General features: G+C 69.6%; 9 protein-coding genes. 6 read left to right on the top strand and 3 right to left on the bottom strand.

All coding sequences use genetic code 11. From position 1 onward, the window contains the following. Position 1 precedes the first annotated feature (1 nt). The 5 genes from HV826_RS13075 to mxcL are packed head-to-tail and all read left to right on the top strand — an operon-like array spanning position 2 to position 9,184. On the top strand, positions 2 to 901 hold the full coding sequence (locus HV826_RS13075) for an isochorismatase family protein (protein WP_176417350.1): 900 nt from the start codon (positions 2 to 4) through the stop codon (positions 899 to 901). A 60-nt stretch (positions 902 to 961) separates the two neighbouring features. Then, on the top strand, positions 962 to 5,302 hold the full coding sequence (mxcG, locus tag HV826_RS13070) for a myxochelin non-ribosomal peptide synthetase MxcG (protein ID WP_176417349.1): 4,341 nt from the start codon (positions 962 to 964) through the stop codon (positions 5,300 to 5,302). 50 nt (positions 5,303 to 5,352) lie between these two features. After that, on the top strand, positions 5,353 to 6,651 hold the full coding sequence (locus HV826_RS13065) for a class II 3-deoxy-7-phosphoheptulonate synthase (protein ID WP_217918613.1): 1,299 nt from the start codon (positions 5,353 to 5,355) through the stop codon (positions 6,649 to 6,651). A gap of 16 nt (positions 6,652 to 6,667) precedes the next feature. Next, positions 6,668 to 7,897: a myxochelin export MFS transporter MxcK gene (gene mxcK, locus HV826_RS13060; RefSeq protein WP_176417347.1), complete on the top strand. Its 1,230-nt coding sequence runs from the start codon at positions 6,668 to 6,670 to the stop codon at positions 7,895 to 7,897. A gap of 12 nt (positions 7,898 to 7,909) precedes the next feature. Next, entirely contained in the window at positions 7,910 to 9,184 is a 1,275-nt protein-coding gene (mxcL, locus tag HV826_RS13055; protein ID WP_176417346.1) for a myxochelin B biosynthesis transaminase MxcL, read from the top strand. Here the strand turns inward: mxcL and HV826_RS13050 are convergent. Then, on the bottom strand, positions 9,181 to 9,996 hold the full coding sequence (locus HV826_RS13050; protein WP_176417345.1) for a siderophore-interacting protein: 816 nt from the start codon (positions 9,994 to 9,996) through the stop codon (positions 9,181 to 9,183). The two genes, mxcL and HV826_RS13050, sit on opposite strands and share 4 nt — an antisense overlap. Before the next feature lie 150 nt (positions 9,997 to 10,146). Continuing rightward, a complete protein-coding gene (locus tag HV826_RS13045; protein WP_176417344.1) occupies positions 10,147 to 12,069 on the bottom strand; it encodes a membrane dipeptidase in 1,923 nt (640 codons plus the stop codon). A 332-nt stretch (positions 12,070 to 12,401) separates the two neighbouring features. On the opposite strand from HV826_RS13045, the gene HV826_RS13040 reads away from it, so the two are divergent. After that, positions 12,402 to 13,883, top strand: a complete 1,482-nt coding sequence (locus HV826_RS13040) for an ELWxxDGT repeat protein (RefSeq protein WP_255217194.1) — start codon at positions 12,402 to 12,404, stop codon at positions 13,881 to 13,883. Positions 13,884 to 13,937: 54 nt separating this feature from the next. Here the strand turns inward: HV826_RS13040 and HV826_RS38250 are convergent. Then, on the bottom strand, positions 13,938 to 23,130 hold a 9,193-nt coding region (locus HV826_RS38250), incomplete at its 5' end, for a non-ribosomal peptide synthetase (RefSeq protein WP_176417342.1).

The raw sequence follows: 23,130 nt of genomic DNA, 5'->3' as shown, positions 1-23,130 counted from the left end.
CATGGCGCTCCCCGCCATCGCCCCCTATCCCATGCCCGGCGCCGCCGACCTGCCGAAGAACAAGGTCTCCTGGACGCCGGACCCGAGCCGCGCCGTGCTGCTCATCCACGACATGCAGCGCTACTTCGTGGAGGCCTTCGCGCAGGGCCAGTCGCCCGTGACGGAGCTGGTCGCCAACATCCAGCGGCTGCGCCAGCACTGCACGGCGCTGGGCATCCCCGTCGTGTACTCGGCCCAGCCGGGGGGCCAGACGCCCGAGCAGCGCGGGCTGCTGCTGGACTTCTGGGGCGGCGGCATCAACGGCGGACCGGACCAGAAGCGCATCATCGACGCGCTGACGCCCGCCGAAGGCGACATCCAGCTCACCAAGTGGCGATACAGCGCGTTCCGCAAGACGGACCTGATGGACCAGATGAAGACGCGGGGCCGAGATCAGCTCCTCATCTCCGGCATCTACGCGCACATCGGCTGCCTGCAGACGGCCAGCGACGCCTTCATGAGCGACGTGCGGCCCTTCCTGATCGCCGACGCGCTGGGTGACTTCTCCCTGGCGCACCACCAGCTCGCGCTGAGCTACGCGTCCCAGCTGTGCGCCGTCACCACCACCACGCAGTCGGTGCTCGACGCGCTGGGGCCCACCACCACGTCCAGCACGCTGACCCGCGAGCAGGTGCGCGCGGACGTGGCGGAGCTGCTCCAGGAGTCGCCGGAGGCGCTGGGTGACGACGACAACCTGCTCGAGCGCGGCATGGACTCCATCCGGCTGATGACGCTGGTGGAGAAGTGGCGGGCCGCTGGCGCGGAGACCACCTTCGTGGAGCTGGCCGAACGGCCGACGCTCTCCGACTGGTTCACGCTGCTCTCCCTGGGCACCACGCCTGCTTCCCGGAACGCCGCGTAGCTCCGCGGCGCGCGAGTCACCTCGCGCTTCTGACGCATGAACACACGGGAGTCCCTGGCGATGGGCGAAACACACGAAGCAGGTTGGCCGCTGTCCGCGGCCCAGCATGGAATCTGGGTCGGCCAGCAGTTCGACCTCACGAGCGCCGTCTACAACGCGGGGGAGTGCATCGAGATCCGCGGGCCGCTCGTCGTGGAGCACTTCGAGTCCGCCCTGCGTCAGGCCATCGACGAGGCGGAGGCGCTCCACGCGCGCTTCGTCCCCGGCGCCTCCGGCCCCGTGCAGCTCGTGCAGCCCCGCGCGTCGTGGCGGCTGCACGTCGCCGACGTCAGCCACACGCCCGACCCCTGGGCCGCGGCGCAGGCCTGGATGCACGAGGACCTGACGCGCACGGTGGACCTGAGCCAGGGCCCGCTGTTCGCGGAGGCGCTGTTCAAGGCGGCGCCGGACCGCTCATTCTGGTTCCAGCGGGCGCACCACATCGCCCTGGACGGCTTCGGCTTCTCGCTGGTGGCCCGCCGCGTGGCGGACCTCTACACGGCCCGGGTGACGGGGAAGCCCGCCACGAACGGGTTCGGCTCGCTCCGTGCCGTCATCGACGAGGACGTCGCCTACCAGGGCGGGGCGCAGCACGCCGCGGACCGCGCCTTCTGGGTGGACCGCTTCACCCATGGCCCCACGCCGGTGACGCTCGCCGAGCCCGCGCCCATGTCGCCGCGGTTCGTGCGCCAGACGCGGCACCTGTCGCCCGCGGACCTGGAGCGGATGCAGGCCGCCGCGAAGCAGGCCGGGCTCACGTGGCCGGACCTGGTGCTCGCGGCGACGGCGGCCTGGCTTCATCAGCACACCGGTGTGCCCGAGGTCGTGCTGGGGCTGCCGGTGATGACCCGCCTGGGCTCGGCCGCCATCCGCGTGCCGTGCATGGCCATGAACATCGTGCCGCTGCGCGTCCCGGTGCGACCCGACGCGGGCTTGCTCGCCATGGCCCGCGACGTGGCGGCGGAGCTGCGCGCCATGAGGCCGCACCTGCGCTACCGCTACGAGCAGCTTCGCCGCGACCTGAAGCGCGTGGGTGGCCAGCGGCGGCTCTTCGGCCCCGTGGTCAACATCATGCCGTTCGATTACGCCCTGCGCTTCGCGGGCATGCCGGCCTTCGCCCACAACCTCTCCGCGGGCCCCGTCGAGGACCTGTCCATCGGCATGTACGCCCGCTCCGACGGCAGCGGGCTGCGCGTGGACTTCGACGCGAACCCCGCTTGCTACAGCCCCGACGTCCTGGACGCCCACCAGCGCGGCTTCCTCCAGTTGTTGAAGTCATTGGTGGCCTCGCCCGAGCAGGCCGTGCGCGCGGCGCCTGCCACCGCGCGGCCCTCCGTCGTGGATGGCGGCCCCTTGCCGATTCCGCGACGGCCCGTGCTGGAGCTCTTCAAGGAGCAGGCGCGCGCGCGGCCGGAGGCCATCGCCGTGGAGCATGGCGAGCACCGCCTCACCTACGCGGCCCTGCTCCAGTCCGCCCAGGCGCTCGCGGAGCAACTGCGGGCCGACGGGGCGCGGCCCGACACGCTGGTGGCCGTCTCCCTGCCCCGGAGCATCGACGCCATCGTGGCCACGCTGGGGGTCCTCATCTCCGGCGCGGGATACCTCCCCGTGGACCCCTTCGGTCCCGAGTCCCGGACGAAGGCCATCCTGGATGACGCCGCGCCTCGCCTGACGGTGAGCAGCGCCGTGAAGGACCTCACGGCCGGCATGCCTCCGCGGGCCCCCGGGCAGCTCGCGGTGCACCGGCGCGCCGGCCCGGAGCTGCCGGCCATCGCGCCCCAGCCGAACGCGCCGCTGGCCTACGTCATCTACACATCCGGCTCCACCGGCCAACCCAACGGCGTGCAGATCGACCACGACGCCCTGGCCCACTTCGTGGCGGGCGCGACGTTCCGCTACGAGGTGACGTCCGAGGACCGGGTGCTGCAGTTCGCGCCGCTGCACTTCGATGCCAGCGTGGAGGAGCTCTTCGTCTCCCTGTGCGCTGGCGCCACGCTGGTGCTGCGCACGGACGAGATGCTCCAGTCGGTGCCCCGGCTGATGGAGGCCTGCGCCACGCATGGCATCACCCTGCTGGACCTGCCGACGGCCTTCTGGCACGAGCTGGCCTACAGCGTGTCCACGGGGGCGGCCCGGCTGCCTCCGTCGCTGCGCACCGTCATCATCGGCGGAGAAGCCGCGCTGCCCGAGCGCGTCGCGCGCTGGCGGGCCTCCGCCGGTCCCCAGGTCCGGTTGCTCAACACCTACGGCCCCACCGAGGCCACCGTGGTGGCCACCGTCGCCACGCTCAGCGGCGACCCCGACGTGACGTCCGCCGGAGACGACGTGCCCATCGGCCGCCCCCTTCCCGGCGTGCGCGCGGTGATCGCCGACGCGCAAGGCCGCATCGTCCCCACGGGTGAGGAAGGAGAGCTCCACCTGCTGGGCGGCGCGCTCGCTCGGGGCTACCTGGGCCGCGAGGCGCTGACCGCCACGCGCTTCATCCCGCTCGACGCCCTGCCGGGAAGCCCCCGCGCCTACCGCACGGGCGACAAGGCCCGGCTGCGCGAGGACGGCCAGCTCGTCTTCGTCGGCCGCGTCGACGACGAGTTCAAAATCAGCGGGCACCGCATCGACCCGTCCGAGGTCGAGACGGCGCTGCTCGGCCACCCGGGCGTGCGTGAGGCGGCCGTCGTCGGACAGGTGCTCCCCAGCGGCTCGCGCCGACTGTGCGCGCACGTCGTCACCACGCAGCCCGCGCCCACCGTGGCCGAGCTGCGGCAGCACCTGCTGGACGGCCTGCCCGCCCCCATGGTGCCCGGCACCTTCGTCTTCACGGAGCGGCTGCCGCGCACCAGCACCGGCAAGCTGGACCGCGCCGAACTGCGCCGCCTGCTGCCCACCGAGGAGGCCGCGGCCACGACGGCGGGCACCACGGCCCTGGAGCGCGTGGTGTTGAAGGTCTGGGAGGAGGTGCTGGGCGTGACGACGACGTCCGCGCAGGACGACTTCTTCGACCTGGGCGGCCAGTCGCTCCAGAGCATCCAGGTGGCCAACCGGCTCAGCGTCGAGCTGGGCCGCGAGATTCCCGTCGCCACCGTCTTCCGTTACCCGACGGCGGCCGGGCTGGCCCAGGCGCTGGAGCAAGGCAGCGACAGCGCCTCCAACGCCGGGGGCCTCACCGAAAGCATGCTCGCCGACGCCGTGCTGTCCGAGGACATCGTCCCCCCGCTCACGCTGGAGGCCGCCGAGTCCCCGCGGCTGCGGCAGGTCGTCCTCACCGGCGCCACGGGCTTCGTCGGGGCGCACCTGCTCCACCAACTCCTGCGCCAGACGGACGCGCGCGTGGTGTGCCTGGTCCGCGCTCGTGACGAGTCGCACGCCCTGGAGCGCATCCAGGCGGCGCTGGCGTCCCAGCAGCTCTCCCCCGAGCACCTGACGGAGCGCGTGGTGGCGCTGCCCTCGGACCTCACCCAGCCCTGGCTGGGCCTGAGCCAGGCGCGCTTCCACGGGCTGGCCTCGGAGTGTGACGCCGTCATCCACAACGCCGCCGTGGTCAGCGTGGTGCGTGAATACGGCAGCCTCCAGGCCGTGAATGTGCGAGGTACGCGCGAGCTGCTGCGCCTGGCCGCCGCGGTCCGCGCCAAGCCCTTCCACTATGTCTCCACCCTGGCGGTGGCGCCGCAGACGGACCTCAGCCCCGACGTCCCGGAGGCCTTCGTGCCCGCGCACCCGGGCCTGCGCGACGGCTACCAGCAGAGCAAGTGGATCGCCGAGCGGCTCGTTGAACAGGCCGGAGCGCGCGGCCTCCCCGTGGCCGTGTACCGGCTGGGCCGCGTGGTGGGCGCGCCCGATAGCGCCATCGTCAACCCGCAGGATTTGGTGTGGCGCATCCTGCTGGCCGGCATCCCCGTGGGCGCGCTGCCCCAGCTCGACGTCGCGGAGGTGTGGACGCCCGTGGACTACGTGGCGGGAGCCATCGTCCGCATGGCGCGCGACGCCCGCCCGCCCACGGTGTTCAACCTCTGTCCCACCCCCGAGGTGAAGCTCCGAGAGCTGTTCACCTGGGTCCAAGACTACGGCTACCCCGTGGAGCACTGCTCCGTGGGTGAGTGGCGCGACCGCGTGGCCGAGCGCGCCGGCACCGGGGAGCACCAGTCCACGCTCGCCTTCTTCGACCTGCGCTCGGGCACGGACGTGCCCGTGTTCGGGCTGGGCCCCATCCGCTGTGAGCGGGTCCATCAAGCGCTCGAGGGGACGGGCATCACCTGCCCGCCCACGGACCGTGCGCTGCTCTACCGATACCTCGACTACTGCGTCGCGCGCGGCCTGCTGCCGCCCGTGCCCGCAACCCGCCCTCCTACTGAAACGGCACTCCCGTGACGAACCCCACCTGGACGCCAGACTCCTGGCGGCACAAGCCCGTCAAGTACATGCCGGAGGACTATCCGGACGCGCGGGCTTTGGCGCGGACGGAGGCCGAGCTGTCCCGGCTGCCTCCGCTCGTCTTCGCGGACGAGACGCGCCGGCTCACCTCCCGGCTCGCCATGGTCGCCGAAGGCAAGGCCATCCTGCTGCAAGGCGGCGACTGCGCGGAGAGCTTCAAGGAGTTCACCACCGACAACATCCGGGACACCTACCGGCTGCTCCTGCAGATGGCCATGGTGCTGACCTTCGCCGGCAACCGTCCGGTGGTGAAGGTGGGCCGCATCGCCGGGCAGTTCGCCAAGCCGCGCTCCAACCCCACGGAGACGCTGGACGGCGTCACCCTGCCCAGCTACCGCGGGGACATCATCAACGGCATGGAGTTCGACGCTCAGGCGCGAACGCCCGACCCGGGCCGGCTGCTCAAGGCCTATCACCAGTCGTCCGCCACGCTGAACCTGCTGCGCGCCTTCGCCCAGCGCGGCTACGAGGAGCTCGCCGAGCCCCAGCGCTGGCCCCAGGGCGGCATCAACCGCTTGCTGGCGGACCGCATCCTCGAATCCCTGTCCTTCATGCGCGCGCTGGGCGTCAGCCCGGAGCCTCGCGGCGGCTCCAGCGCCACTGACTTCTTCACCAGCCACGAAGCCCTGCTGCTCAACGTGGAGGAGGCCATGACGCGCGCCGAGCCCGACGGCAGCGGCTGGTACGACACGTCCGCGCACATGCTGTGGATTGGCGAGCGCACCCGCCAACTCGACGGTGGCCACGTGGAGTTCATGCGCGGCCTCCAGAATCCCATTGGCATCAAGTGTGGCCCCACCATGGAGCCCGACGAGGTGCTCCGGTTGATGGACGTCCTCAATCCCCAGGGCCGCCCGGGCCGCATCACCCTCATCGGGCGGTTTGGCGCGGACCGGGTCGCGGAGCGGCTGCCTCGGCTCATGGCCGCCACCCGCCGGGACGGCCGCCCCGTCATCTGGTCCATCGACCCGATGCATGGCAACACCCACAAGGCCGGCAATGGCTACAAGACACGCTCCTTCGACCGCATCCTCACGGAGGTGTGTGGCTTCATGGACGCTGCCGCCGCGGAGGGCGTCCACCCGGGGGGCCTGCACCTGGAGATGACCGGGCAGAACGTCACCGAGTGCCTGGGCGGCCCCCAGCCCGTGACGGAAGACGACCTCTCCAGCCGCTACCACACCCACTGCGACCCGCGGCTCAACGCGGACCAGGCCCTGCAACTGGCCTTCCTGGTCGCCGAAGCAATGCCTCCCCTTCGCGCGCACGAAGCCCGTGCGGCCTGAATCGCTGGAGCCTCTCGTGACAGCCACCTTCTCACCGCGTCAGGAGCGGCTGCTCATCCTGCTGCTGGCGGGCGTGCAGTTCACCCACCTGCTGGACTTCATGATTGTCCTGCCGCTGGGTCCGGAGTTCATGCGGCTGTTCAGTCTGTCAGCCGCGCAGTTCGGAACGCTGGTGTCCTCCTACACGTTGGCCTCCGCCGCCATGGGCGTGCTGGGGCTCGCGTGGGTCGACAGGTTTGGCCGCAGAAGCACGTTGCTGGTCATCCTGGGGGGGTTCATCACAGCCACGCTGGCCTGCGGCGCGGCGCAGAGCCACGCGTGGCTGCTGGTGGCCCGGAGCCTCGCGGGAGGCTGCGCGGGCCTCATGGGCGCGGTCATCATGTCCATCATCGCGGACACCATCCCCGGTGAGCGCCGTGGCCAGGCCATTGGCACGGTGATGTCCTCGCTCGGGTTGTCCGCGGTGGCGGGGGTTCCGCTGAGCCTGGGCCTGGCCAACCTGCTCGGCTGGCGCGCGCCCTTCTGGGCCATTGGCGTCCTCGGGGCCCTCCTCTGGTTCGGGCTGCTCGCCGTGCTTCCGCGGCTGGATGCGCACGTCACCCCGGGCACGGATCGTCAGGCGCCCTCCGTCACGGCGCTCTTCACGCCGGGCTTCGCGCTGGGCTGGCTGCTGACGTTCAGCGTCGCCTTCTCCAGCTTCTTGCTGATTCCGTACCTGAGCGCGTTCATGGTCGGGAACCTCGGGCTGGCGCAGACCGACCTGCCCTGGGTGTACCTGGCCGGCGGCGCCGCCACGCTGCTCGCGGCGCGTCAGGTGGGCCGCTGGGTGGACCGGTTCGGCCCCGCCCGGGTGCTCGGGCTGCTGCTGGTGGGCACCATGGTGCCGCACCTGGGCTTCACGCACCTGCCCGCCTCGCCGCTGCCGGTGGTGATGGTCGCCTTCGTCCTCTTCATGTCGCTGACGTCCACGCGCCCCATCCCCACCATCGCGCTCATCTCCGCGCGGGTGCCGCCGCCGCTGCGCGGGCGGTACATGGCCATGAACATGGCCGCCAGTGACGGCGCCTCCGGGCTCGCGGCGTGGGCCAGCGGCCTGCTGCTGGTCACCGCGCCGGGCGGCGGGCTGGTGGGCTTCGGGCTGGCCGGATGGCTCGCCGTGGGCGTCACCACCGTCTCGCTCTTCATCCTCTGGACCTTTGGCCGTAGCGCCGCCTCAGTGAATCGCAGTCTCCATCTCGCCCCATAGAAGGAAACGTCCATGGACACTCCCGTCAAGAAGCACCCTTCCCTGCCTCGTCCCATCCAGGGCGAGCTGAAGCTCGACCGCTCCAACCAGCTCCTCGCCGAGGCGCGGCGGCTGGTCCCTGGCGTCACGCAGTCCATGATGAAGCGCCCGGAGATGTTCGCGCCTGGCGCCTTCCCCGTGTTCCTGGCCAAGGGCAAGGGCGCGTTGGTGGAGGACGTGGACGGCCAGGAGTACATCGACTTCATCGGCGGCCTGGGCGCCAACATGCTGGGCCACAATGACCCGGCCGTGCTGAACGCCATCCGGGAGCACCTGGAGGAAGGCGTCCTCCACTCGCTGCCCACGCCCGTGGAGGTCTCCGCCGCCCAGACGCTGGTGGACCTCATCCCCGGCGCGGAGATGGCGCGCTTCTTCAAGACGGGCGCGGATGCCACGTCCGCCGCCGTGCGCCTGGCGCGCCACATCACCGGCAAGCAGAAGATCATCACCGTCGGCTACAACGGCTGGCACGACCACTTCATGTTCGACACGCCGGGCGTCCCGGCCGCGCTGGCCGCGCTGACCCTCCGGATGCCGCTCTTCACGCCCCCGGACGAGCCGGCCCTGCTGGCCGCCATCGAGAAGAACGCCAGCGAGCTCGCCCTGGTGCTGCTGTCGGTGCCCTACAACCGGCCCCTCACGTCGGCCTTCCTGCAGCAGGTGCGCGCCACCTGCACCGCGAACAACGTCCTGTTCGCCCTGGACGAGGTCGTCACCGGCTTCCGGCTCGCCGTGGGCGGCGCCCAGGCGTTCTTCGACGTCCGCGCGGACTTCGTCACCCTGTCCAAGAGCATCGCTGGGGGCATGCCGCTGTCGGCCATCGCCGGTCCGGCGAAGCACCTGAGCCGCCTGAGCGAGCTCCAGGTGTCCACCACCTTCGGCGGTGAGCTGCTGTCGCTGTACGTGTGCGAGGCGGTGCTGAAGGGCTACAAGGATGGCGCCTACGTCCAGCACCTGGCCCGCCTGGGCCGCAAGCTGCGCGAGGGCGTCAACGCCCAGGCGGAGGCCGCGGGCGCGTCGCTGCGCGTGATTGGCTACGACGCCATCCCCTTCTTCCTGTTCGCCAAGGACCCGGCGGAGCACGCGAAGCAGATGCAGCCCTTCCAGGCGGGCATGGCCCGCCGGGGCATCCTGCTGCGCCGCGACGTCACCTTCCTCAGCACGGCGCACACGGAGGAGCAGATTGACTACGCCATCGAGATGACGGGCGAGGTCCTCCGCTCCCTCGCGAAGCCAGCGGCGGCCTAGCCCTTCGCGTCGTGGTGGTCCGAGGTGCCGCGCTTCCAGTAGCCCGTCACCCGGACCCAGCTCTTGTTGGCGCCACGCTCGTTGATGAGGTGGTCCTTGATGGGGCGCACGGTGTGCGCCTCACCCGCCACCCAGGCGAAGTAGTCCCCCGCGGGGAACTCCAGCCCGCGGATGGCCTGCTGCAGCACGTCCGAGTGCCCCGCCTCCACGCCGTCGCGGTGCAGCCACGTCACCGTCGCGTTGGCGCGGGTGGTGAACCGCTGCTCCTCGGACGCGTCCGGCACCTCGCAGAACACGATGGCGCGCGTCCCCTCCGGCAGCTCCTCCAGGATGCGGCCAATAGCGGGCAGCGCGGACTGGTCGCCCGCGAGCAGGTACCAGTCGAAGTCCTGCGCGACGAAGGTGGAGCCGCGCGGCCCACCCACGGCCAGCAGGTCTCCCACCTGCGCCTTGCTCGCCCACGTCGTCGCGGGCCCCGTGCCGTGCACCACGAAGTCGATGTCCAGCTCGCCCGCGGCGGCGTCGTACCGGCGCGGCGTGTAGTCACGCGCGTCCGGCTTGCGCTCGCCATCCTTCAACACCAGCCCCGTGGGCGTCACCGTGGGGACGACAGGCCTGCGCTTGCCCTCCTCCGGGAACAGCAGCTTCACGTGGTCGTCCGCGCCGGGGCTGTAGAAGCCCTCCAGGTCCTCGCCCGCCAGGGTGATGCGGACCATCTGCGGCGTCACCCGCGTCACCCGCTTCACCTCCAAGAGGCGGAACTTCACGGGGAACGGTCCCCGCCGATAGACACGCTCAGTCGTCGTCATCACGAAGGCTCCAGGCATCGATATTGACTCTCATTTTCGATACCACGGCGCCCCCAGTCGGGCAACGAATGAAGGGCCCCGCGGTGGCCGAACCACCGCGGGGACCCCTGGCATGTGCGCTGAGCTACCTCGCGCACATGCCAGGAAGCGACCTCAGCCGCAGGTCATGGTCCAACGGCAGTTGTTGGACAGGCACTCGCGGGCGCTGCCGCAGATGGCGCCCCGGGCCTTCTTGTTCTGGCACTTGCCGGCGTTGAGCCCCCAGCCGCAGTACTGGGTGCTGGCGCAGTGGCTGTCGTTGGTGCAGGTGGAGGTGGTGGGGTACCAGGACGCGCGGGTCTCCTTCGGCACGTAGGCCGCCACGCCGCTGGTGTCGATGTTCGTCGCGCTGTCCGCCATGCCGGTGCGCGTGCCGGTGGCGCGCTCCCACATGCGGATGAAGGTCTCGGACGAGCCCTCCAGGCCCGTGGTGTTGACGCCGAGCTGCTTCAAGTCACGCACCACGTCCGGCAGCAGGCCCACGTGGGCCAGGCCGTAGTTGTCGAAGTCCGTGCCCAGCGGCGGCGGGCCGGCGGTGAGCTGCTGCTGGGCCTGGGCCGCCGCCTCCGCGGCGAAGCCGGCCGAGCAGGCGCCATGGGGCCCGAAGCGCGGGCGGGTCTGCTGGATGAAGCCGTTGAGGTCCGCGCCGAAGCCCATGTTCACCTTGAGGCCCAGGCGGCCGAACTCGTAGGCCTGCGCCAGCGAGCGCGTGGAGCCCTGGCAGTTGTTGGCCACCGGCGTGCGGGTGTAGTCGCGCGTCTCGTCGTGCGCGGTGCGCAGGCCGAACATGCCGCCCGTCTGGCGCAGGTAGCGGATGATGGACGCGGGCGTCGTCTTCTCGTTGGCCGCGAGCCCCGGGTGCATCACCTCACGGAAGTGGCCGTGGGAGATGTACATGGGGTAGTAGTTGCGGCCCTGGGCGATGGCGTACGTGTCGTTCACGGAGCGCTCGGACATGTGCGCCACGTCGACGAGCATGCCCTTGTTCATCATCTCCGCGACCAGCGCCCGGCCCTCGGTCGTCAGGCCCTTGGTGTTCTTGCAGTTGGCGTCCACGTTGAAGCCCAGCGTGAAGCCGTTGCCCGTGAGGCCGCAGTCGGTGTCGATGTGACAGTTCTCCAGGAACTGCGCGACCTGGAAGATGGCGTTGTGGGGCGCCGCGCCGCCGAAGCGGTTGTCCAGCTGGTGCACCGGCTGGATGGAGCGCACGCCCAGCGAGTAGACGCGGTTGAGCTCGGTCTGCCAGTTCTTGGTGCCGAACAGCTTGCTCGACTCGATGGAGAGCACCATGGCCAGCTTGCCGGAGGCGATGATCTGCCGCGCGTGCGCTGGCGACAGCGCGATCTCCGCCCACGACGTGCGGGCGTCGAAGTCACGCGCCATCTGCAGCTGCACGTCCACGTCCACCATCTCGTCGCAAGGGCGCTTGATGTTCTGGTACGGCAGCGCCTTGCAGAGGAACTCGTTGCTCACCAGGGAGATGGTGACCAGGGACATTCCCCCCAGGTGCGCCTGCCGCAGCCAGCCCTCCCAGGCCTGCTGATGCGCGATGGTGTCCCAGCGCGGCCACTGCGTGGGCACGCTCATCCGGCCCAGGTGGAGGCCCGTGTCGCCCTCCGTCCCTTCGACCTGCCCGATGATCTCCGACGCCACCGCGCCGCCCACGCCGAACATCTCTGACAGCACCGGCACGCCGCCCAGGTCCACGCCGCCCGCGTTGGGACACACGTTGAGCATGGAGCCCAGGTCCATGCGGACGCGCGCATGGTCGCTCTCCGGGAAGCCACCGTCACAGCTCACCAGGGAGCCGTTGTGCTTGCCGTGGAACCAACCACCGCTGAACGCCTCCTCGGCGAACATGTGGTGGTGCATCTCCGCGAAGCCCGGAACCGCGACGGGCTGTGCGACTTCGCCGGTCGCGGACTCCTCGACAGGCACGTCTTCATCCGTGGGCTGGCACCCCTGGCTCAGCGCCATGACGGACACGAGTGAGAGGGACAGGAAACGCCGTGGGGCTGCTCCGATATATCGCTGCATGCAGTGCACCTTTCCGATACCGCGGTGAGGTGCTCCCGGAGTACCAGGAGTGTGTCCTGTTTTTCAATGTTTTCAACTTTTTCTTGGGACACGAAACAGGCAGGTGTCACACGATCTCCCAGCCGGAGGGCTCCACCCCCACCCATGAGGTCGCGGACCTTGTCCCAGTCGAGGACAGCCTTTGCTGAACAGGAGCCGCGCGTAATCGAGGACACCCCCTGGCTGCGCCGCTTCGCCACGCCTATCCATCATGGCGAGGGGCCGGCCACTCGAAGGCGGGGGGAACATTCATGCGTGCATGGCGCTGGTGGGCTGGAGTCTGTGTATTGGCAATGGGATGCGGGGAAGCCTTCACGGAGGAAGCGCTCTCGGACAATGACGCTCCCGAGCCTGTCGCGGTTCAAGGGGCAGACCGGCCTCCCGCGCTCGGCCCGGCGTCTCTCCTGAAGGACATCTACCCGCCGCCCGAGGACCCGGTGCCTGGCCCATTCGGCGGCACCGCACCCACGGACCTGACGTCCTTCCGGGGGCGGCTCTTCTTCGCCGCTTTTGACTTGGAGGCAGGCCAGGGCGCCCTGTGGCGCAGCGAAGGAACGACCGCGAGCACCGTGCCGGTGAAGCACCTGGTGGACGTGCCCGGCCGGCTGACGGTGGTGGGCAAAAAGCTCTTCTTCACGGGTGGATTCAGCGAAGAGCATGGCGCCGAGCTGTGGGTGAGCGATGGCACGACCGCTGGCACGCGTCTGATCAAGAACCTCCGCCCGGACTCCGGCTACACGCTCCTGGGGGACTTCATCGCGGTGGGCGACACCCTCTTCTTCTTCCGCATGGTCCGCCCGGACATCATCGCCTCTGGCAACCTGGAGCTCTGGCGCAGCAACGGCACCTCCGCGGGCACGGTGCGCGTGAAGGACCTGGGGCCGGAGGGCGACTTGAACGGTCCCCTGGACCTGGCGAGCGTGGGCAACCGCCTCTTCATGAGCCTGGGCAGGACGGAGACGGGCACGGAGCTGTGGGTCAGCGACGGCACGTCCGCGGGGACCCACCTGGTGAAGGACATCCTCCCGGGCACGGAGTCGTCGTTTCCGCGGCATCTGACTGCCGCGGCGGGCGTCCTCTACTTCTCCGCCGACGACGGCGAGCACGGACGCGAACTGTGGCGCAGTGACGGCACGGCCCGGGGGACCGAGCTCGTCGAGGACACCCGGCCTGGCCCCGAGGGCTCGGAAGCACAGCCCATCACCGTCTTCAAGAAGCGCCTCTACTTCGCGGCGTTCACCCCTGGCTACACGGTGACCGAGCTCCGCAAGCTGGATCCAGACCCGAGCTGCCACCCGCGCTCGAACCGTGTCGCGACCATCCCCAACCCGTACGCGAACATACCGCGCGAGTTCTTCATCTTCGTGTCCTCGTTCACGGCGACCGATCGAAAGCTCTACTTCACGCTCTTCTACGACGTCGGGAGTCCCGCCCCGGCCGATGTCCAGCTGTGGAGGACGGATGGCACCCGGAATGGCACCAAGCTGCTGTATCAACCGCTCATCGTCTCCCCGGACCTGCGAGTGCCCACGCCCGTTCCCACGAATGACGGCCGAGTCGTCCTCTACGCCTACGACACGGCCCACGGCCACGAGCCATGGGTGAGCAACGGACAACCTGGGGGCACCCGGCTGCTCCAGGACATCCTCCCCGGGCCCGCCTCTTCCTATCCACAGGACCTGCTCCGCGCGGGCGACTTCATCTACTTCACCGCCCAGGATGCGGTGCATGGGCGGGAGATCTGGGTGCTGCCCGTTCCGCCAGACAGGGAGTGACTCCCAGCGCAGGTGATGAGCGTGTCCGCCTCATCACCTGCGACAGGTGAACGTCTACGGGGACGACTTCAGCGTCATCATCTCCGCGAGCACGTCAACCGCGGGCGCCCGGAGGATGGAGTGGTGGTCGCCGGAGAGTTCGTGCACCTCCACCCCTCCTGCCGCCAGCGCGCCCCAGCCGCCATCCGTGCCCGTGGGTACATGCGTCTCGCTCGCGCGCAGCAGCGTGACGCGGCCACCGTAGCGTCCCGGCTGGTAGTCCCAGAGGGCGCGGAGGTTGCGCTCGTAGACCCGGTACAACACATGGAGCTGTTCGGCTCCAACGCCCGGAGGGAGCACGCCGGTGCGCCGCCCCAGCTCCAACAGGCGGCCCAGCAGCGAAGCCTCATCCGCGGGCTGCGCATCCGCCATCAACTCCGAGACGGGAAGACCCAGGAGCTGGCCCGTGAACTCCACGAAGCGGGCGGCAATCCACTCCGCGCCCACGGGCGCCACTGGCCGCTGGTCGAAGGCGTAGGCGTCGATGAGCGTCAGCTGCTCCACCTGCTCTCCCTGCTGCTCCAACTGCCGCGCCATCTCGAAGGCCACCACACCTCCCAGGGACCACCCCGCCAGCCGGTATGGCCCGCTGGCCTGGACGCCGCGCATGGCCTCGACATACGTGGCGGCCATCGCCTCCACGGTCCCCAGCGGAGCCCGCTCGCCTTCGAGGCCCGGAGCCTGGAACGCGTAGAACGGTTGGTCCGGCCCCAGGCACCGCGCCAGCTCCAGGTACGGCAGGACGTTGCCGCTGACAGGGTGGACGCAGAAGACGGGCCGCCGCGAACCGCCACTCTGGATGGGCACCAGCGGGGACACGTGCCCGGGCGCCTGTCGGAGCCGGGAAGCCAGCTCCGCCAGCGTCCCCGCCTGGAACAGTGAAACCACGGGCAGACTCCGCCCGAGGCGCTCACGGATGAGCGACACCAGCCGCATGGCCAGGAGCGAGTGGCCTCCCAGTTCGAAGAAGTCGGAGTGGATGCCGATGGGGCCGGTGCCCAGCAACTCCTCCCAGATGCGCGCGAGCACGAGCTCGAACGCATCCCGAGGCGCCGCATACGCCCGCGTCGACTCCGGACGGAGGGCGTCCGGCGCCGGGAGCGCCTTGCGGTCCACCTTGCCGTTGGGCGTCAGCGGCAGCGCGGCCAGCACCCTCACCACCGAGGGCACCATGAAATCCGGCAGCCCTTCCTTCACGAAACGCCGGAGCGCCGTGACATCGGCCACTGTGTCCGGATGGGGCACGATGTATGCCACCAGGCGACGCCCTTCGCGCCCGTCCTCGCGCACGAGCACCACGGCCTCGCGCACGTCCGGATGCCTTCGCAGCGCCGCCTCGATTTCGCCCAGCTCGATGCGGAAGCCACGCACCTTCACCTGCTGGTCGATTCGGCCCAGGTACTGCAGCGTGCCCTCCGGCAACCACCGCACGCGGTCTCCAGTGCGGTACAGCCGCGCGCCGGGCCGCGGACTGAACGCGTCGGGGACGAAGCGCTCGGCGGTCAACTCGGGCCGGTCGACATATCCTCGGGCGAGCCCGGCCCCGCCCAGGTACAGCTCGCCCGCCACGCCCTGAGGCACGGGCTGGCCGAGCGCATCCAGCACATACACGCGAGTCCCCTCGATCGGCCGCCCCACGGTGGGCTCCCGCGTGGCGCCGCGGTGGGCCACGGTCCAGGTCGAGTACGTCGTGTCCTCGGTGGGGCCGTAGAGGTTGAGCACGCGCTGCACACCGGGTGCGGACTGGTGGATGGCTTCCACCAGGGACTGGGCCAGCGGTTCTCCCGCCAGGTTCACCGTGCGCACCGAGTCCGGAACGGCCTGGGCGCGCACCAACTCCGCCATCGCGGAGGGCACCGTGTTGAGGAGCGTGACCCGCCGGGCCCCGGGGAGCGACGGCAGCTCCAAGGCATTGCGAGCGAGGACCACGGCCCCGCCACGGAGGAGCGGCGCGAACAGCTCGAACACGGACAGGTCGAAGTTGAGCGACGTGGAGGCGAGGACTCCCGCCAGTTCGTCCGACGAAAAGGCCCGCGTCGTCCAGCGCAGGAAGGCCACTGCGCCGCGATGCGCCAGGGCCACGCCCTTCGGCCGTCCCGTGCTTCCTGACGTGAACAGCACGTAGGCCAGATGGTCAGGACTGGCCATGGACACAGGCGCCGCCTCGGCCTCCGCCACGAACTCGTTCACATCGTCGAGCGCCAACCGGACCACGTCTCCGTGAGGCAGCGCGTCGAGCAGCGCGCGCTGGCCCACCAGAACGCGAGGCTGGGAGTCCTCGATCATGAAGGCCAGCCGTTGGCTCGGGTAGGCAGGGTCCAACGGGACGTATGCGCCTCCTGACTTGAGGATGCCGAGCACCGCGACCAGGAGGTCCGCGTTGCGCTCCGCGCAGAGGCCCACGCGAACCTCTGGCCCGACACCCAGCGCGCGGAGCTTCCGTGCCAGCCGGTCCGACCGACGCATGAGCTCGCGGTACGTCAGCACTTCGTCACCGGCCACCACGGCCACGGCGTCGGGCGTGGCCGCCGCCTGCCGTTCGACCAGGGCGTGGATGCTCGTCTCCGCGACTTCGCCGGAGCCGGGGTCACTCCACTCCACCAGCAACCGCCGCGCTTCGGCCGCGCTCAGCATGGGCAGCGCGAACACGGACCGGTCCGGCGCCGCCAGGGCACCTTCCAGCAGCGTCTTCAGGTGGACCAGCAGTCGCGCTGCCGTCTCGGGCTCGAACAGGACGGTGCTGAACTCCAGGCCACCGGAGAAGCCGTCCTTGCCCTCCACGAAGCCGAGCGAGAGGTCGAACCGCGACACCCGGTGCTCCACGGCGACGTGCTTCATCCCCGTGCCGGTCTGCGCGTCTCCCCCAGCGTCTGGCGTGCTGTCGAAGGTGAGCATGACCTGGAACAGCGGCGAATGACTGAGGCTGCGCTCCGGACGCAGCGCCTCGACGAGCTTCTCGAAAGGCACGTCCTGGTGCGCATAGGCGCCCAGCGTGACCTCCCGGACCCGAGCCAGCAGCTCGCGGAAGGATGGGCTGCCATCCAGCCGGGTCCTGAGCACCAGCGTGTTCACGAAGAAGCCGATGAGCCCCTCCGTCTCCGCGCGAGTGCGTCCGGCGATGGGCGAGCCGACACTCACGTCGTCCTGCCCCGAGTAGCGCGCCAGCACGGCCTGGAACGCAGCCAGCAGCACCATGAACGGCGTGACGCCTTCACGGCGGGCGAGTGCATGCACCGCGTCGGACAGCGCACGGCCCAATGAGAAGGGCACGTACGCCCCTTCCAGGGACTGGACCGCCGGACGCGGCCTGTCCGTGGGCAGCTCCAACAACCGGGGCGCGCCGTCCAGATGTTGCTTCCAGTAGCCAAGCTGCGCCTCCAGGACGTCTCCCTGGAGCCACTCGCGCTGCCACACCGCGTAGTCCGCGTACTGAAGCGGCAGCTCTGGCAGGCGCGACGGCTGCCCCTGGGAGAAGGCCGCATACAGCTCGGTCAGCTCGCGAACCAGGAGCCCCATGGACCAACCGTCCGAGACGATGTGGTGCATCACCAGCACCAACACATGGTCCTGCTCCGACAGCGCGAGCAAGGCGATCCGGAACAGCGGACCGCGTTCCAGGTCGAACGGGCGCTGAGACGCCTCTTGCGCGATCCGCTGCGCCTCCTCTTCCCGCCGCGCCACTGGCAACGAGCGCAGCTCCACGATGTCAAGCCGAGCGCTGCCCTGCTTGTCGATGACTTGTACCGGCGAACCGCCCTCGGTCCGGAACGTGGTGCGCAGCGACTCGTGACGGCGGACCAGTGCGTCGAAGCTCTGCTCCAGCGCGGGAACGTTCAAGGCGCCCGACAAGCGCACCGACGCAGGGACGTTGTAGACGATGCTCCCCGGCTCCAGTTGCGAGAGGAACCACAGGCGCTGCTGGGCGAACGACAACGGCAGCGCCCTGTCGCGAGGAACCCGTACCAACGGCGGTGGCTGTGCGCCACCCTCCGTTTTCGAAGTGCGGTCCAGGCGCTGGGCCAGCTTCTCCACCGTGGGGCACTCGAAGATGTCTCGAAGGGGGAGCTCCACTTGGAGTTCTTCCCGCACGCGAGACACCAACTGCGTGGCCAGCAATGAGTGGCCGCCCAGTTCGAAGAAGTCTCCGTCGAGCCCGACCCGCGCGACCTTCAGGACGTCGACGAAGATTGCGGCCAACGTCTTCTCGGTCGCCGTTCGAGGCGCCACGTACGTCTCGCGCGCCGTGCCCTCCGTGTCCGGCGCCGGCAGGGCCTTGCGATCCACCTTGCCGTTGGGCGTCAGCGGCAGCGCCTCCAACACCACATACACCGACGGCACCATGTACTCCGGCAGCCGCTGCTTCATGTGGCCTCGCAGTGCACCCGCGTCCAGCGAGGCAGCGTCTCGGGCCGTGACGTAGGCCACCAACCGCTTGCCCTCGCCATCTTCGCGAGCCACCACGACGGCTTCGTTGACGCCACTGTGCTGGGCCAGCGCCGCTTCCACTTCGCCCAGCTCAATTCGGTAGCCGCGCACCTTCACCTGCGTGTCCGCTCGGCCCAGGAACTCCAGCGCCCCGCTCCTCAGCCATCGCACCACGTCCCCGGTGCGGTACAGCCGCTCTCCCTCACCGTACGGACTCGGAACGAAGCGCTCCGCCGTCAACTCCGGGCGCCCCACGTACCCCACCGCCAACCCGTCTCCGCCCACGTACAGCTCGCCCGGTACTCCCACTGGCACCGGACGCATCCCACCGTCCAGCACGTACGCCACCGTGTTCTTCACCGGCCGGCCGATGGACACCGACACTCCGACTTCCTCGGGCTTCTCCATCCGGAACGTGCTGGAGAACGTCGTGTTCTCCGTCGGGCCGTACCCGTTGATGAGCACACCGCCCGCTGCCAGCCGCTCCTTCACGCGGGACACTGGCAGCGCGTCACCACCCGCCAGCAACTGACGGACACTGGCCAGGGCCTTCGGCTGCCGCGCCTGCATCTGCTCGAAGAGCGCCGCCGTCAGCCACAACGACGTGATGCCCGTGCCTTCCAGCTTTCGGCCCAACTCCTCCAGCGACGGCGTCCCCGCCGGGTACACCACCAGCTTCGCGCCGTGCAGCAGCGCGCCCCACACCTCCAACGTCGAGGCGTCGAAGGAGATGGGCGCCAGTTGTAGCCACACCTCCTCCGGCCCGAAGTGCGCGAAGTCCGTCCCCAGCACCAGGCGCGACACTGCTCGGTGCGGCACCCCCACGCCCTTCGGCTTCCCCGTGCTTCCAGACGTGAACATCACATACGCCAGGTTGCTCCCGCCCACGTTGGCGACGGGCGTGCTCTCCGGCTGCAAGGCAATCTGCGTCTCCCACTCCGTGTCCACGCACACCACCAACTCGCCGCCCGCGGCCACTTCGTCTGCCAGCTTCTCCTGCGCCACCAGCAGCGCGACGCCCGCCTCCGCCTTCATCCACGCCAGTCGCTCCAGCGGGTAGCTCGTATCCAGCGGTACGTACACACCCCCCGCCTTCAGGATGCCCAGCACGCTCACCATCAGCTCCAGTGAGCGCTCCACGCACAAGCCCACCCGCACCTCGGGCCCCACGCCCATGCCCTTCAGGTGGTGCGCCAGTTGGTTGGCGCGACGGTTCAACTCCGCGTACGTCAACCGCTGGTCCTCGTACTCCACCGCCACCGCGTCCGGCGTCCGCTGCGCCTGCTCCTCGAAGAGCGCGCTCAGGCTCGCATCGCGTGGGTACGCCGACGCCGTCCCGCTCCACTCCTTCACCAACCGCTGCTGCTCCTCGCTGCCCATCAGCGGCAGCTCGGCCAGCCTCGTCTCTGGCGCGCTCACAGCGGCTTCCAGGAACACCCGCAGATGCTCCAGCAGCCGCTCCATCGTCTCGGCTTCGAACAAGTCGCTGTTGAACTCAAGCGCGCCCGACAGCCCTCCCGCGCTCGACTCTCCCAGGCCCAGCGTCACGTCAAATTTCGACGTCTTCCCGGACGACTCCGCCGCCTCCAGCCTCAGCCCCGGCAGGCTCACCGCCCCGCCCGGCGCGTTCTGCAGCACCAGCATCACCTGGAACAGCGGGCTGCGACTCAAGTCCCGCTCCGGCTGCAGCTCCTCCACCAGCCTCTCGAAGGGCACTTCCTGGTGCGCGTACGCACCCAGCGTTACTTCGCGCACCTGCGTCAGCAACTCCCGGAAGCTCGCTGTCGGCGACACCTTCGTCCGCAGCACCAGCGTGTTCACGAAGAAGCCAATCAGCCCCTCCGTTTCGGCTCGCGTGCGGTTGGCGATAGGGGAGCCCACAGAGACGTCGTCCTGGCGCGTATAGCGAGACAGCACCACCTGGAAGGCCGCCAGTAGCACCATGAAGGGCGTCGCGTTCTCCCGCTGCGCCAGCCCCTTCACGCGCTCCCACAGCCCCTTCGGCCACTCCAGCCCTCTCGTCTCTCCCCGGTACGACTGGACCGTCGGCCTCACCTTGTCCGTCGGCAACTCCAGCACCGCTGGCGCACCAGCCAGTTGCTGCCTCCAGTACCTGAGCTGCTCCTCCAGCACCTCATCCTTCAGCCACTCTCGCTGCCACACCGCGTAGTCCGCGTACTGCACCTCCAGCTCCGAAAGCGGTGACTCGCGCCCCTGCGAGTACGCCTCGTACAGCGCCACCAACTCCCTCACCAGCACCCCCATCGACCACCCGTCCGACACGATGTGGTGCATCACCAGCACCAACACGTGCGCGTCCTCCCCCTCCTTCAGCAGCGTCGCCCTCAGCAGGGGGCCCACCTCCAGGTTGAACGGACGAAGTGTCTCTCGCTCCGTTCGACGCTGGACCTCCTGGGACTTCTCCGTGCCCTGGAGTGAACTCAGGTCCACGAACTCCAGCGCGACCCTTCCCGAGGGAGAGATGACCTGGGTGGGGACACCTGCCTCGGAACAGAAGGTCGTGCGCAGCGCCTCATGGCGGAGAACAAGCGATTGGAAGCTCCGCTCCAGCGCGGCAACATCAAGGGCCCCCGAGAGCTTCACCGCCACGGGCACGTTGTAGAAGGCGCTGTCGGGATCAAGCTGGTGGAGGAACCACAACCGTTGCTGCCCGAACGACAGGGGAAGCGCGCCGTCGCGTGAAGCGCGGACCAGCGGAGGCGCTCTCAGCGCAACAGCGGCTCCTGAGGCACCGTCCAGCCGCTTCGCCAGCGTCTCAACAGACCGGGACTCGAAGACTGTCCGAAGCGGCAGTTCGACCCGGAAGGCCTCGCGCACGCGAGACACCAACTGTGTTGCCAGTAACGAGTGGCCACCCAGCTCGAAGAAGTCTTCGTCGACGCTGACGCGCTCGACATTGAGCACCTCGCTGAAGAGGGACGCCAACTTCTCCTCTGTCGGTGTCCGTGGCGCCTCGAAGTGCGCTGGCTTCTGGATGTGTGTATCCGGGGCTGGCAGCGCGTTGCGGTCCACCTTCCCGTTGGGCGTCAGCGGCAGCGACTCCAGCACCACGTACGCCGACGGCACCATGTACTCCGGCAGCCGCTGCTTCACGTGGCTTCTCAGCGCACCCGCGTCCAACGAGGCAGCGTCCCGGACCGTGACGTAGGCCACCAGTCGCTTGCCCTCGCCATCCTCGCGAGCCACCACGACGGCTTCGTTGACGCCACCGTGCTGGGCCAGCGCCGCTTCCACTTCGCCCAGCTCAATTCGGTAGCCGCGCACCTTCACCTGCGTGTCCGCTCGGCCCAGGAACTCCAACGTCCCGTTCCTCAGCCACCGCACCACGTCCCCGGTGCGGTACAGCCGCTCTCCCTCACCGTACGGACTCGGCACGAAGCGCTCCGCCGTCAACTCCGGGCGCCCCACGTACCCCACCGCCAACCCGTCTCCGCCCACGTACAGCTCGCCCGGTACGCCCACTGGCACCGGGCGCATCCCACCGTCCAGCACGTACGCCACCGTGTTCTTCACCGGCCGGCCGATGGACACCGACACTCCGACTTCCTCGGGCTTCTCCATCCGGTACGTGCTGGAGAACGTCGTGTTCTCCGTCGGGCCGTACCCGTTGATGAGCACACCGCCCGCGGCCAGCCGCTCCTTCACGCGCGACACCGGCAGCGCGTCACCACCGGCCAGCAACTGACGGACGCGGCCCAACGCCTTCGGCTGCCGCGCCTGCATCTGCTCGAAGAGCGCCGCCGTCAGCCACAGCGACGTCACGCCTGAAGCCTCCAGTTTGCGGCCCAACTCCTCCAGGGACGGTGTCCCTGCTGGGTACACCACCAGCTTCGCGCCGTGCAGCAGCGCGCCCCACACCTCCAGCGTCGATGCGTCGAAGGAGATGGGCGCCAACTGCAGCCACACCTCCTCCGGCCCGAAGTGCGCGAAGTCCGTCCCTAGCACCAGGCGAGACACTGCTCGGTGCGGCACACCTACTCCCTTTGGCTTGCCGGTACTTCCCGACGTGAACATCACGTACGCCAGGTTGCCCCCGCTCACATTGGCGCTCGAAGTGCTCACGGGATGGTGGGCAATCTGCGTCTCCCACTCCGTGTCCACGCACACCCTGGACTCGGTGCCGGAACGCCCCATGGACTCAAGCAACTGCTGCTGCCCCACCAGCAGCGCGACGCCCGCCTCCTGCTTCATCCACGCCAGTCGCTCCAGCGGGTAGCTCGCATCCAGCGGTACGTACACCCCCCCCGCCTTCAGGATGCCCAGCACGCTCACCATCAGCTCCAGTGAGCGCTCCACGCACAAGCCCACCCGCACCTCGGGCCCCACGCCCATGCCCTTCAGGTGGTGTGCCAGCTGGTTCGCACGCCGGTTCAACTCCGCGTACGTCAACCGCTCGTCCTCGTACTCCACCGCCACCGCGTCCGGCGTCCGCTGCACCTGTGCTTCGAACAACCGCGCCAGCGACTCCTCCCGTGGGTAATGCGCAGCCGTCCCGCTCCACGCCTTCACCAGCCGCTGCTGCTCCTCACTGCCCATCAGCGACAGCTCGATGAGCCGCGTCTCAGGCCGAGCGACGGCGGCCTCCAACAGCACCCGCAGATGCTCCAGCAGCCGCTCCATCGTCTCGGCTTCGAACAGGTCGCTGTTGAACTCGAGGCCGCCAGAAAGGCCCTCAGCCGTCTCACTCAACCCGAGCGTCAAGTCGAACTTCGACGTCTTCCCGGACGACTCCGCCGCCTCCAGCCTCAGCCCCGGCAGGCTC

The organism is Myxococcus sp. AM010 (assembly GCF_013372585.1).
GTDB lineage: Bacteria > Myxococcota > Myxococcia > Myxococcales > Myxococcaceae > Myxococcus > Myxococcus vastator.
This window is presented reverse-complemented; position numbering and strand designations above follow the sequence as displayed.